The sequence below is a fragment of the Streptomyces arenae genome (genome assembly GCF_022343545.1).
Taxonomy (GTDB): domain Bacteria; phylum Actinomycetota; class Actinomycetes; order Streptomycetales; family Streptomycetaceae; genus Streptomyces; species Streptomyces humi.
This window is the reverse complement of sequence record NZ_JAKQYH010000089.1, coordinates 1-11,902: the sequence shown is the minus strand read 5'-3', so window position 1 is coordinate 11,902 and position 11,902 is coordinate 1. Positions and strand designations below refer to the sequence as shown.

The 11,902-nt window shown below is 74.1% G+C and carries 13 protein-coding genes; 4 read left to right on the top strand and 9 right to left on the bottom strand.

Annotated elements, in window-relative coordinates; all coding sequences use genetic code 11:
* Positions 1–15 precede the first annotated feature (15 nt).
* From MB828_RS41445 to MB828_RS41420, 6 genes are all read right to left on the bottom strand, one after another.
* Positions 16–1,815 (bottom strand): PP2C family protein-serine/threonine phosphatase, encoded by a 1,800-nt coding sequence (locus MB828_RS41445; RefSeq protein ID WP_301652674.1) that lies wholly within the window; start codon positions 1,813–1,815, stop codon positions 16–18.
* The gene (locus MB828_RS41440) at positions 1,812–2,858 is read right to left on the bottom strand and encodes a SpoIIE family protein phosphatase (RefSeq protein ID WP_301652754.1); all 1,047 of its coding nucleotides are present in this window, start codon (positions 2,856–2,858) and stop codon (positions 1,812–1,814) included. The genes MB828_RS41445 and MB828_RS41440 overlap by 4 nt, the downstream gene beginning before the upstream one ends.
* Complete coding sequence (locus MB828_RS41435; protein ID WP_301652673.1) at positions 2,855–3,304, bottom strand: ATP-binding protein; 450 nt, start codon at positions 3,302–3,304, stop codon at positions 2,855–2,857. The genes MB828_RS41440 and MB828_RS41435 overlap by 4 nt, the downstream gene beginning before the upstream one ends.
* Positions 3,301–3,720, bottom strand: a complete 420-nt coding sequence (locus MB828_RS41430) for an STAS domain-containing protein (RefSeq protein ID WP_301652672.1) — start codon at positions 3,718–3,720, stop codon at positions 3,301–3,303. Before MB828_RS41430 ends, MB828_RS41435 begins: the two co-directional genes overlap by 4 nt.
* A complete protein-coding gene (locus MB828_RS41425) occupies positions 3,717–4,610 on the bottom strand; it encodes an STAS domain-containing protein (protein WP_301652671.1) in 894 nt (297 codons plus the stop codon). Before MB828_RS41425 ends, MB828_RS41430 begins: the two co-directional genes overlap by 4 nt.
* Positions 4,611–4,747: 137 nt before the next feature.
* A complete protein-coding gene (locus tag MB828_RS41420; protein WP_430381503.1) occupies positions 4,748–5,908 on the bottom strand; it encodes a PP2C family protein-serine/threonine phosphatase in 1,161 nt (386 codons plus the stop codon).
* 200 nt (positions 5,909–6,108) lie between these two features.
* Between MB828_RS41420 and MB828_RS41415 the strand changes: the two genes are divergently transcribed.
* A complete protein-coding gene (locus MB828_RS41415; protein WP_301652753.1) occupies positions 6,109–6,543 on the top strand; it encodes a MarR family winged helix-turn-helix transcriptional regulator in 435 nt (144 codons plus the stop codon).
* A 248-nt stretch (positions 6,544–6,791) separates the two neighbouring features.
* On the opposite strand, the gene MB828_RS46795 is transcribed toward MB828_RS41415, so the two are convergent.
* Positions 6,792–7,388, bottom strand: a complete 597-nt coding sequence (locus MB828_RS46795) for a muconolactone Delta-isomerase family protein (RefSeq protein WP_343236245.1) — start codon at positions 7,386–7,388, stop codon at positions 6,792–6,794.
* Between the two features lie 134 nt (positions 7,389–7,522).
* On the opposite strand from MB828_RS46795, the gene MB828_RS41400 reads away from it, so the two are divergent.
* Positions 7,523–7,741 carry a hypothetical protein gene (locus MB828_RS41400; RefSeq protein WP_301652669.1) on the top strand — a complete coding sequence of 73 codons (219 nt, stop codon included), beginning with the start codon at positions 7,523–7,525 and terminating at the stop codon, positions 7,739–7,741.
* A gap of 128 nt (positions 7,742–7,869) precedes the next feature.
* Positions 7,870–8,871, top strand: a complete 1,002-nt coding sequence (locus MB828_RS41395; protein WP_301652668.1) for an NAD-dependent epimerase/dehydratase family protein — start codon at positions 7,870–7,872, stop codon at positions 8,869–8,871.
* Positions 8,872–8,902: 31 nt separating this feature from the next.
* Here the strand turns inward: MB828_RS41395 and MB828_RS41390 are convergent, their stop codons facing one another.
* Together MB828_RS41390 and MB828_RS41385 are read right to left on the bottom strand one after the other, a co-directional pair.
* Positions 8,903–10,015, bottom strand: a complete 1,113-nt coding sequence (locus MB828_RS41390) for a sensor histidine kinase (RefSeq protein ID WP_301652667.1) — start codon at positions 10,013–10,015, stop codon at positions 8,903–8,905.
* A gap of 1 nt (position 10,016) precedes the next feature.
* Complete coding sequence (locus tag MB828_RS41385; protein WP_301652666.1) at positions 10,017–10,754, bottom strand: response regulator transcription factor; 738 nt, start codon at positions 10,752–10,754, stop codon at positions 10,017–10,019.
* A 168-nt stretch (positions 10,755–10,922) separates the two neighbouring features.
* Between MB828_RS41385 and MB828_RS41380 the strand changes: the two genes are divergently transcribed.
* Positions 10,923–11,627, top strand: coding sequence for a glycosyltransferase family 2 protein (locus MB828_RS41380; protein WP_301652665.1), 705 nt, complete (start codon positions 10,923–10,925; stop codon positions 11,625–11,627).
* Positions 11,628–11,902 lie beyond the last annotated feature (275 nt).

Here is an 11,902-nt window from a genome sequence, read left to right as displayed (position 1 = left end):
GCGTGTCCGGAGGCGTCAGAGGCCTTCCGGTGACGGTGACACGGACGCGTCCTCCCCGACCCCGACGGCCCCGCCGGCCGTCACTTCGTCGCCGGACGGCGGGACGCGGCACAGCAGCAGGCAGACGTCGTCGTCGCGTTCGGAGCCGGGCAGCAGGGGCTTCAGCAGTGACTCGGCGCACCCGTCGAGGTCCGCCAGCTCGGCTTCGCCCAGTGCCGCCAGGGTCTCGCCGAGGGTCTCGATGCCCGGGTCGATGCCGTGCGCCCGCCGCTCCACCAGACCGTCGGTGTACAGGACGAGGGTGGAGCCGGGCGGCAGTTCGGCCGTGTGGTCCTCGTACTCGAAGGGAAGGGGCACGCCCAGCATGACGCCGGGCCTGGCGTCCAGGACGCGCACGGTGCCGTCGGGGGTGCGGGTCAGGGCCGGCGGATGACCGGCGGCGGCCCATACGACGTGCGGGTCGCCGGGCCGGAAGCGGGCGATCACCGCGGTCGCGTACAGGTTCGGCTGCTGGTGGCGGAGCATGCGGTGCAGGCGGGTGAGGATCCGGGCGGGGCTGTCGTCCTCGACGGCGTAGGCACGCAGGGCGGTGCGCAGCTGGCCCATGATGACGGCGGCGCGCAGCCCGTGTCCGGTGACGTCTCCCACGACGGTCAGCAGGCTGCCGTCCGGCTGCGGGAAGGCGTCGTACCAGTCGCCGCCGATGTTGAGGCCACGGGTGGCGGGCAGGTAGCGGGCTGCCAGTCGCAGGCCCTCCACGGGGGGCAGGGCGGTGAGCTGGGCGCGCTGGAGGGCTTCGGCGGTGTCCCGGTGCTGTTCGTAGCGGCGGGCGTTGTCCAGGGCGATGGCGATGCGGCGGGCCAGTTCGACCAGCATCACGCTGGTGTCCTCGTCGAAGTGGTCGCCGGGCGCGCTCAGGGTCAGCACGCCCAGGGTGTGGCGCACGGTGAGGGGGATGCACAGCAGCGGCCGGTCCGGGGAGAGCGCGGACGGCGGCAGGTCGTCGACGCCCGGGAGGTCGCCGGGGTGCGGTCCGGCGTGCTGCGGCCGGCCGAGCCGGGCGGCCGTGACCGCTGCGGCGGAGTGCGCGCTGTTCGGCTCCGCCGGTTCGTCGAAGAGCCAGACGTCGACGTCGCTCGCGTACTCGGGGACGAGCAGGCCGGGCAGGCACCGCAGGATGTCCTCCTGGTCGAGCGAGGCGGTGACGGCGGCGCTGGCGTCGGCGAGGAAGGTCAGCAGGCGCCGCGCCTTCTCCGCCTCGCCCCGGGCGGCCCGTTCGGCGTCGAGCAGCTCGCGCTGGGTCTGAGCGGCGGCGTCGAGTTCGGCGTGCAGGGCCATCACGCCCTGGTTGGTCTGGTGCAGTTCCTCGCGGTGCAGCCGCAGCTGCCGTTCGGTCTCGTCCAGCCGGCGCAGTATCGCGGCCGTCTCCTCGTCCGCGGCCAGGACCGCTTCCGCGGGGGTCTCCTCCGGTTCCGCCGGCGGCCGGAGCGGTCCGCGCCGCGCCGTGGCGGGCGCCGGGCGGCCCGGACAGGTCAGGGTCAGCCGCCAGGGCGGCGTCCGGCCGGGCTCGGACGGCATGGGCTCTCCGACGGCCCGGACGAGCACGGTTCCGTCGGACGCGGACGGTTTCACGGTGAGGGTGAGTTCCGTACCGCACCGGCCGAGGCCCTCGCCCAGGCGCGCGGTGAGCGCGGTGAGGAACCTGGCCCGTTCGACCTCGGGCGCGCCCAGGTCGGCCGTGACGCGCGCGGCGAAGGTCCGGGCGCGCACGGCCTCGGCGGCTGAGGTGATCTTCCGTACGTCCGTTGGGATCACGGGTCACCGCCGGGGTGGTCGAGGGCCAGGACGGCCACACAGGTGTCGTCGCGTACGGGGCTCGCGGCACTGCTGGCGTCCCGGAGGACGGTCGCCGCGATCACCGCCGGGTCGCGCGTGAGGAGGCCGGGGTCGGCGGGCGGCACCCAGCGGCTGGGCAGTCCGTCGCTGTGCAGGACGAGCAGGCTGCCGGGTGCGCAGGACCGGCGGGAGACGGGCACGTTCGCCGGGAACTGGGCGCCGACTATGCCGGGGTGCGAGATCAGGTGCTCCCAGGAGCCGGCGGTGTGCAGGCGGGCGCCGATGTTGCCGACACCGGCGAAGGCGAGTTCCCCGCTGTTCGTGTCCAGTTGGGCCACGGCGACCGCCGCCCCGCGGGTGGGCCGCAGGGCCGGGTGCAGGTGCCGCAGGATCTCCGCGGGCGTCAGATGCCCGACGCGGTGCAGTTCGTCGACCGCGGCGCCGGACGCCTGGGCGGCCTTGGGTCCGTGGCCGAGGCCGTCGGCGAGCAGCAGGGTCAGCCGGGAGTCCGAGCGGACGCAGCTGTAGGCGTCCCCGGAGTGTTCGGCCCGGGCGAGCGGGATGTTGATCCCTCCGACCTGGCAGGCGGGCGCGGTCTCCCGCCTGCCGGTGATCTGGTCGACGCGGGCCACCGAGACGGTGCCCCGGCTGCTGCTGTACAGGTCGAAGGCGCTGGAGATGCGCCGGCAGGTGCCCAGCCCCGCGCCGAGCGACGCGTCGCTGGTGGTGTAGCCGTCACGCAGCGCGGCGGTGACGTCGGGGATGCCGGGGCCGTGGTCGAGGGTGGTGATCTGCACCGCGGGACCGCGGCCGGCCGGTCCCGGGCACTCGACGAGGTGGACCACGAGACGGCCGCCACCGGCGTGCTTGAGCAGGTTGGTCGCCAGCTCGGTGGCGACCAGGGCGGCGACCGCCGTGCGGTGTTCGTCGAGGCGGGCCCGGGCGCCGGCCGCCTCGGCCGCCACCCGGGCGTCCCGTACCCGGGTGGAGTCGTGCACCGGGATCTCCCAGACGCGCGTCATCCGGCCCCCGGACGGCCGGCCGACGCGCGGCTGACCCACGCGACGAGGGTGACGACCGTGCCCTGACCGGGTTCGGTCTCGATGTCGAGTTCGTCCACCAGCCGCCTGGCCCCGCTGAGGCCCAGCCCGAGACCGCCGCCCGTGGTGTAGCCGTCGGTCATGGCCAGTTCGACGTCGCGGATACCGGGTCCGGTGTCGATGAAGACCAGCTGGAGTCCGTTCGCCGAGCCGTTGCGCAGGGGGGTGATCCGCGCCTGCCCGCCGCCGCCGTGGACGAGGGTGTTCCGGGCCAGCTCGCTGGCCGCGGTGACGATCTTCGTCTGCTGCACCAGTCCGAACCCGAGTTCGGCGGCGAACTGCCGTACCTGGTGTCGGACCCACGCGAGATCCGCGTCCGAGCCGATCGGCAGGCTCGTCGCGGTGGCGGGGTCGGAGGCAGGAGTCATGTGCCCCCCTCTGATCTGTCCGGGGCGGCGCCGGAGGGCTCCTGGGCGAAGAGTTCGAGCGCGCGTGCGGCGTCGAGCACGGTCTCCAGGCCGGGCAGGGTGAGGCCCAGCTCGACCAGGGTGATCGCCACGGCGGGCCGCATCCCGCACAGCACGGTACGCGCGGCCATCAGGCGGGCGCTGGCGGCGATCTCGGCGATGACCCGGCCGAGGAACGAGTCGACGATGTCGACGCCGGAGACGTCGATGACCAGTCCGTCGGCCGCGCTGTGCGCGATCCGCTCGGTGATGTCCTGCTGAAGCTGCTCGGCCATGCCGTCGTGCAGGTCCCCCTGGAGGGTGACCAGCAGTATGTTCCCCAGCGCCAGGACCGGCACCGCCGCCGGGGTGCCGGGAACGGGAAGGGGCACGGTCATCGCGGGCTCGCACCCGCCGCACGCTGCGAGACCTCGATGCCCTGCCGGCCGAGCGCGTAGGCCAGCGCGTCGGCCAGCGAGCTGCGCGTGAGTACGGAACTCAGGTCGATGCCGAGGTGCACGATGGTCTGCGCGATCGCCGGGCGGATGCCGGAGACGATGCACTCGGCTCCCATCAGCCGGGCCGCGGCGACCGTCTTCATCAGGTGCTGGGCGACCAGCGAGTCGACGGTGGGGACGCCCGTGATGTCGAGGATCGCGTAACGGGCCCGCTGCTCCACGATGGCCTGGAGCAGCGACTCCATGACCACCTGGCTGCGGGCGCTGTCCAGGGTGCCTATCAGGGGCACCGCGATGACGCCCTCCCACAGGCTGATCACGGGGGTGGCCACTTCGAGCAGCTGGAGCTGCTGGCGCGCGATCAGTTCCTCGCCGGCGCTGACCGTCGTCTCCATGATCACCAGACGCAGCGTTCCCATCAGGACGGTCAGTGCCAGCAGGACCTCACGGGCCTCGTCGTCGGGCCGGCCCTCCGTGTCCTCGCGCAGCAGCTCGACGGCCGCCGTGCGCAGGCCGGCGGCCTCGTCCGCGATCTGGGCGGGGGTGAACCCCCGGCTCGCGCGGGAGGCGGCCATCCGCCCCAGCTGCTCACGGACCTCGCCGAAGCCCGGCGATCCCACGCTCTCCAGCCGGCCGGTGTGAGCCACCTCGGACAGGGCGTCCACGACGGCCTTGCAGGCCTCCACGGCCTCGTCCCTGGAGACCGTGAAGACGGTTCGGAAAAGCGGCCCGTCGGCCCATCGCTGGGCGAGCTGTTCGCGACGGCGCTCCAGGAAGTCCGCCAGCCCGTGCGCCGCCGAATCGGCCTCTGCCTGCTCCGGCACCTGCATCGTCTTCCTCTCGAGAACGGGCTGCTGCGCCACGACCGACGCAACCCCCGCCAATTATTGTCACATGACAAGCATCTACCCGGACGGGCTGTGGAAACGACACAGCATCACCACATTCCCGACCCGGCGGCAGTGGCTCAGCGGCCGTGCCAGTCCAGGCAGACCACCAGGGCGTCGTCCTTCGGAGCCGACTGGCCGCGATGACCGGTCAGTTCCCGCAGGACGGCCCGCGGAACCTCAGCCGCGGGCAGCAGACGCGTGGACAGGATGGCCCTGGCCAGGGCGGCGTCCCCGTACGCCTCGCCCCGGGGCGAGGCGACCGCGTACACGCCGTCGCTGACGAAGACGAGCCGGTCGCCGGGCTCCACGGAGAAGTCCTGGGCCACGTAGTCGGTCTCCTCGAACATGCCCAGCGGGAGCTGCGCCTCGAAGGTGACGCGCTCGACCACGCCGTCACGCAGCCGCAGCAGTTGCGGGGAGCCGGCGTCCACCACCTTCACCCGGCCGGTGACGAGGTCGAAGTCGAACATGAGCACCGAGAGGTAGCAGCGCCCCTGGTAGTGGGCGTACACCGCCTGGTCGGCCAGGGCGGCCTGGTCGGCGATGGCGATCCCGGCCCGCCGGGCGTTCCGCAGCGCGTTGATGGCCAGGTTCGTCAGCAGGGAGGCCTCGATGCCCTCCCCCATGCCGTTGGTGACGTAGAGCATGAGGTGGTCCGCACCTGCGGACCAGTCGAAGTTGTCGCCGTAGATCGCGTACGCCGGTTCCAGCTGCGCGCCGAGTTCGTACTCGGGCCGGGCGCAGGAGCGGCCCGGGAGGAGCTGCCACTGCATCTCGGCGGCCAGCGTCAGCCGGTCCTTGCGCCGGGCCCGCAGGTACACGTCCGTGTCCCGTTCGGCCACGACGACCTCGTGACCGAGCACCTCGGCGATGTCCGCGAGCTCGTCCAGGCAGCCCGACAGGCCTTCCTTGCCGGCCAGGGTGACCGAGAGCACGCCCAGCCGGTCTCCGCGCACCGTGACCGGCAGATGCACGCGCACGGCCCCTGCCCGGACGTCCTCCACGAACGGTTCCTGGGCGCCGAAGGCACGGCCGGCGGGGCTGTTGTGCACCGACACCGGATCCGCCGTGTGGGGCAGCACCGACACCGGCTGCAGGACGGTGAGGCCGTAGTCGGCCATGAACAAGTCGACGGCCTGTGCCGCGTACTCCTCGGTGAGCACGCGACGCACGGCGTCGAGCAACTCGTGCGGGGCCGCTGTGCGCAGGGCGCGCTCAGCAGTCACAAATCTGTCCACGATCGTAAGTACACCCATCCCTCAACCGACACCCACGGGCCCCGCCGGACGACGGGACCGTCCCGGGCGAGTCCCCCCGGGCCGCGAACCAGTTCTTGTCACCAACGGCACCTTGTACGCTGGCAGGCGTCCCAGGTGCCTGCGAGAGTGTGACGGTGACCGACTTCCGCCCCCGCCCCGAGCCCGTCGAGGTCGCACGTGTGACCTTGACCGCCATGGAGTTGCTGGAAGTCCTGTGGGGCCGGGCCTCGACCGCGCCGGCCTCGCCGTCCCAGCTGCGCGTCCTGCTGATGCTCGAACACCAGGACGGCATCAACCTGCGCACGCTCGCCGACTCCCTCGCCTCCACGCCGCCGTCCACCAGCAGGCTCTGCGACCGGCTGGGGGCAGCCGGCTTCGTCGAGCGGGTGGTCAGCCCCACCGACCGGCGCGAGGTACGGCTGCATCTGAGCAGCCGCGGCCGCGCCTTCCTCGAGGACCTGCGGGCGCGCCGGGAGCGGGAGCTGAAGGCGGTGCTCGAGCTGATGCCCGCGGCCAAGCGGACCGCGCTGCTCGAAGGGCTGGAGGCGTTCTGCGAGACGGCGGCGCTGCAGATACTCGACAACGCGTCGCACGCCGGGGAGCAGACGGCCTGAGGACAGTGCCGTGCCATCGCTCACCCCGGCACTCCGGGGCTCGGACGGCCGGCGCACGGAGCGGTCTCCGCCCACCGGAACATTGCAGATCCTTCCCCGCGCAGTACGACTCCGCTACTTTGTTGCCTTCTGAGCATTGTTGTCAAATGGCAACTGTTCGCTCGGCCCTTCCAGTGTTTCGGGTACCCACGGTGCCCCCGGAGTTGCATGTGGGCTACGCCTCAGCCGGCCACGGACCCGGGGGCCGCTCAGGCCTGGGGTGTTCCGGGGCCGGGGTCGTTCGGGTGCTCGGTCAGGGGCGTCGTCGTGGTGGTGAGCCAGGGGGCCTGGGGCAGCGAGTCCAGGTCGGTCCGCAGTTCGGTGGCGTTCTGGGCCCGCCACAGGCCGAGTGCCCGGTCGGCGGAGGTGCGCCACAGCCGCACCAGGTGTCCCGCGGCGGCCAGTTCCTTGGCGCGGGCCGCCTCCGCCGCGGCCGTCTCCGCCAGGCGCTGGGAGGCGGCGCCCGCGGGGGCGAAGGCGACGAGGAACTCCTGGGCGGCGACCGGTGCCGCCGGGGCCGGGCCGGGGTCGTTCGGGTGCGGGGTGAGGGGCGTGACCTCGTCGCTGCGCCAGACGCGCAACGGCATCGCCGAGAGGATCTCCTCCAGGCTGACCTCGTCCGGCGCGGCGAACAGACCGAGGGTGCGCCACTCGCCGGGCCGCAGCGGCGGCCGCCACAGCCTCAGCAGCCGGCCCCGCTCGGCGAGCCCGCGGGAGTTGGCGGCCTCACGGGCGCGGACGTCGTCGACCGTCTCCGGGGAGGTTCCCTCCGGGACGTGCGTGGTCATGGTGACGAGGTATTCCATGGCGGACCGTCCCTTGTCGCGCGTTGCCCGGGCTCCACCGTCCCGCAGACCGGAGCCGGGCGCATCCCGCCGGCGGATCCGGCCCAGACGCGCGGGCCGGACACCGTCGGCTCAGCGGCCCTCCGTTCGTCGCCGTGCGACAGTACGGCCGCACGGGCCGCCTCGGCGGTGACACGGGCGGCGCGGACCTCCGGCTGTCCACGGCCGACCTCGCCCAACTCGACGCCCTCCCGGCCCCCGGCGGCCGCTCGTCACTGACCCGGGCCCGGCCAGGAAGGATCCGCAGGGCGCGGCGACCGGCGGGGCCCTCGGCTCCTGCCGCCTCCGTCCTGCTCGCCCGGCCTTTCTCCTGAGGGACGCGCGGCGAAAGGCCGGTGGCGCCGCGGGCGGTCGGAGGGCGGCTCCGGGGTGTGTCTTACGGAGTCGTGACGTGCGGGTGCGGGCGCGTGGTGCCGGGGCGCTGGGCGCCTAGCGTGGCCTCATGCGTGTACTGGTCACCGGCGGTGCCGGGTTCATCGGGTCCCATGTGGTCGAGGCGCTGACGGCGCGGGGGCACGAGGCGGTCGTGTTCGACGTGCGGGACGATCCCGGCGCGGACGTGCGCAGTCCGGCGGCGGTCGGGCGGGCCCTGGCCGGCGTGGACGCCGTCTGTCACCAGGCCGCGATGGTCGGGCTCGGGGCCGGCTTCTCGGACGCGGCGGAGTACGTCTCCCGCAACGACCTCGGTACGGCGGTGCTGCTCGCCGGGATGGCCGAGGCGGGGGTACGGCATCTGGTGCTCGCGGGGTCGATGGTCGTGTACGGGGAGGGCCGGTACGAGTGTCCGCGGCACGGCGTCGTACGGCCCGGCCCCCGTGCCGTCGCCGACCTGGACGCCGGCCGGTTCGAGCCCGGCTGCCCCGTCTGCGGCGTCGAGTTGGTACCCGGACTGGTGGGCGAGGACGCCCCGGTCGATCCGCGCAACGTGTACGCCACGACCAAACTGACCCAGGAACACCTGGCCGCCGCCTGGGCCCGGTCGACCGGCGGCTCGGCGGTGTCGTTGCGCTACCACAACGTGTACGGCCCCCGGATGCCGCGTGACACCCCCTACGCGGGCGTGGCCTCCTTCTTCCGGTCGGCGCTCGCCCGGGGCGAGGCGCCCCGGGTCTTCGAGGACGGCCGGCAGCGCAGGGACTTCGTGCACGTCCGGGACGTGGCCGCCGCCAACGCGACGGCGCTGGAGGCGCGGCCGGCACCGGGCGCGCTGACCGCGTACAACACGGGCAGCGGCGAGCCGCACACCGTCGGGGAGATGGCCCGCGCACTGGCCGGCGCCCATGGCGGGCCGACGCCGGTGATCACCGGGGAGTACCGGCTCGGCGACGTACGGCACATCACGGCCGACTCGGCGCGGCTGCGGGCCGAGCTCGGCTGGAAGCCCGAGGTCGGGTTCGCGGACGGCATGGCGGAGTTCGCGCGGGCCGGCCTGCGGGACGCGTAGGCCCCGGACGGACCGGTGGTGCTGCCCGCGATCAGGAAGCGGTGGTGGGCAGCACCACCTCGAAACGGCAGCCGCCGGGAATGTTGTGCACGGTGGCCCGGCCCTGGTGGGCTTCCACGATCCCCCGGACGATGGCGAGGCCGAGGCCCGCGCCCGCCGGGGGTGTCCGGGCGTGCGTGCCGCGCCAGCCGGTGTCGAAGACCCGGGGCAGGTCCTCCTCGGGGATGCCGCCGCAGCCGTCGGTGACGGACAGGACGACACCGTCGGGGCCGCGTTCGGCGGCGACCGCGACCGTGCCGTCCGGGGGCGTCCGGCGGATCGCGTTCACCAGCAGGTTGCCCAGCACGCGGCTCATCTCCTTGCCGTCCACCTCGACCGGCACCGGCTCCACCCGGTTGCCGACCAGCCGTACGCCGTGCTCGCGCGCGAGCGGGTCGGCGCCCGCGAGGGCGTCGCCGACCAGGTCGTACAGGGACATCCGGCTCGGGCTCAGCGCGAGCGTCCCGGCGTGGATGCGGGAGAGTTCGAAGAGGTCACCGACCATGTCGTTGAGGCGTTCGACCTCGGTGCGGATCTGCTTGAGATAGCGGCCGGGATCGGCGGCCACGCCGTCCTCCAGCGCCTCCGACATGGCACGCAGACCGGCCAGCGGGGTGCGCAGGTCGTGCGAGATCCACGCGACCAGCTCCCGGCGCGAGGTCTCCAGCGCACGTTCCCGTTCCCGGGACTCGGCGAGTCTCGCGCTGGTGGCCGCCAGTTCGCGGCTCACCTCGGCCAGTTCGGCGGTGGCCGGGACCGCGGGTGCGGCGAAGTCGCCCCGCTCGCCGAACGACCGGGCCGCGAGGGCGAGTTCACGGCTGCGGGCGACGACCCAGCGGCCCAGCACCAGCGCGGTCGCGAGCGACACCGCGGCCGCCATGGCGACGACGGTGGTCACCACGGACAGGTCGTGCGAGGAGAGGAACATCGCCCAGGCGACGGCCAGGGTGCCGGCGAGCATCGCGACCACGCCGACGGCCGCGACCACCGTGAGGGACGCGGTGAGCGAGCGGCGGCGCAGCAGCCGCAGGGCCGCCGCGCCGAGCAGCCCGGTGACGGCGGCGCCGGCGAAGGCGTACAGGGCGATCAGGAGGGTGTCGCGCATCTCAGACCGCCCCGTCCGGACCGCTCGGTTCGAACCGGTAGCCGACGCCCCACACCGTCTGGATCAGGCGCGGCCGGGCCGGGTCGTCCTCGACCTTGGCGCGCAGCCGGCGGACATGGACCGTGACGGTGGACAGGTCACCGAAGTCCCAGCCCCACACCGCCTGCATCAGGCCCTCCCGGCTGTACGCCCGCCCCGGATGCCGGAGGAAGAACGCGAGAAGGTCGAACTCGCGCAAGGTGAGAGCGAGTTCGGCGCCGTTCTTGGTGGCGCGGCGGGCACCGGTGTCGAGGGTGAGCCCGGCGGTGGACAGGGCGGCCGCGGCGGGCGCCGGGCGGCTGCGGCGCAGCACCGACTCCACCCGCAGCACCAGTTCGCGGGGGCTGAAGGGCTTGGTGACGTAGTCGTCGGCGCCGACCTCCAGGCCCATGATGCGGTCGTCCTCGTCGCCGCGTGCGGTCAGCATGATGACGGGGACGGGGGCCCGGTCGCGCAGCCGCCGGCAGACCTCCAGGCCGTCCATGCCGGGCAGCATCAGGTCGAGCACCACGAGGTCGGGCCAGTGGGCGGCGGCCCGGGTCAGGGCGCTGGGGCCGTCGTCGGCCCGGTCGACGAGGTGGCCGGCGCGGTCGAGATATCCGGCCACCACCTCGGCGACGGTGGGATCGTCGTCCACGACCAGGATCCGGGCGGCACCGGCGGTGGCCCGGTCCTCGGTGAGCTCGTACGGCTGCTGCATGCCTCCACCCTCGCACCGGCCCGGCGCCGGTGTCGTGCGCGAGGACGGCGGCGGGCGCGACGTCCCCGATTCGTAAGGAGTCCGGGCGGCGGGACGCACGCCGCGACGTCCGTGTTTCGTAAGGAGGACAGGACCGGTATGTCCGGTTCGCGTTCGTAGGGTGACACCGTGACCACCTCACCGAACTCATCGTCGACGGCCGTGGACGTCGTACTCCCCTGTCTGAACGAGGCCGGGGCGCTGCCCTGGGTGCTCGGCCGGATCCCGGCGGGCTGGCGCGCCCTCGTGGTGGACAACGGCTCCACCGACGGCTCGGCGGACGTCGCCCGGGCGCTCGGTGCGACCGTCGTCCGGGAGGCGCGGCGCGGCTTCGGCGCGGCGTGCCATGCGGGGCTGACCGCGGCGGCCGCCGACATCGTGTGCTTCTGCGACTGCGACGCGTCCCTGGATCCCGGGCTCCTCGTGCCGTTCGTGCGGGAAGTCGCCGACGGGGAGGCGGACTTGGTGCTGGGCCGGCGGCGGCCGCAGGGGCGCGGTGCCTGGCCCGCGCATGCCCGCGCCGGGAATCTCGCGCTCGCGCGGATGCTCCGGCGCCGGACCGGGCTGCGGCTGCACGACCTGGGGCCGCTGCGGGCGGCGCGGCGCGAGCGGTTGCTCTCGCTGGACCTCGACGACCGGCGCAGCGGCTACCCGTTGCAGATGGTGGTGCGGGCGGCCGACGCGGGGTGGCGGATCGCCGAGCACGACGTGCCGTACCTGCCGCGTACCGGCGCGTCCAAGGTGACCGGGACCTGGCGTGGCACGTGGCAGGCGGTGCGGGACATGAGCCGGGTGCTGAAGGAGCCGCCTCGGGTGCGGGTGGGTGGGGGCTGAGCGCGCGGTTCCCGTGCTCCTGAAGGGGCGGCGGCCGACGTCGGTCGCACAGCCGCCGGCAGGCGCCCCGCCCCCACCCGAACCCGCACCCGCGCCCCACCCCCACCGCACCAGCACTGCTGAAGGAGCCGCCTCGGGTGCGGGTGGGTGGGGGCTGAGCGCGCGGTTCCCGTGCTCCTGAAGGGGCGGCGGCCGACGTCGGTCGCACAGCCGCCGGCAGGCGCCCCGCCCCCACCCGAACCCGCACCCGCGCCCCACCCCCACCGCACCAGCAC

Excerpts from the sequence above, each read along its gene's own strand:
- MB828_RS46795 (WP_343236245.1), bottom strand. The coding sequence starts at position 7,388 with ATGGAATACCTCGTCACCATGACCACGCACGTCCCGGAGGGAACCTCC.
- MB828_RS41425 (WP_301652671.1), bottom strand. The coding sequence starts at position 4,610 with ATGCAGGTGCCGGAGCAGGCAGAGGCCGATTCGGCGGCGCACGGGCTG.
- MB828_RS41385 (WP_301652666.1), bottom strand. The coding sequence starts at position 10,754 with ATGCAGCAGCCGTACGAGCTCACCGAGGACCGGGCCACCGCCGGTGCC.
- MB828_RS41435 (WP_301652673.1), bottom strand. The coding sequence starts at position 3,304 with ATGACTCCTGCCTCCGACCCCGCCACCGCGACGAGCCTGCCGATCGGC.
- MB828_RS41440 (WP_301652754.1), bottom strand. The coding sequence starts at position 2,858 with ATGACGCGCGTCTGGGAGATCCCGGTGCACGACTCCACCCGGGTACGG.
- MB828_RS41430 (WP_301652672.1), bottom strand. The coding sequence starts at position 3,720 with ATGACCGTGCCCCTTCCCGTTCCCGGCACCCCGGCGGCGGTGCCGGTC.
- MB828_RS41390 (WP_301652667.1), bottom strand. The coding sequence starts at position 10,015 with ATGCGCGACACCCTCCTGATCGCCCTGTACGCCTTCGCCGGCGCCGCC.
- MB828_RS41395 (WP_301652668.1), top strand. The coding sequence starts at position 7,870 with ATGCGTGTACTGGTCACCGGCGGTGCCGGGTTCATCGGGTCCCATGTG.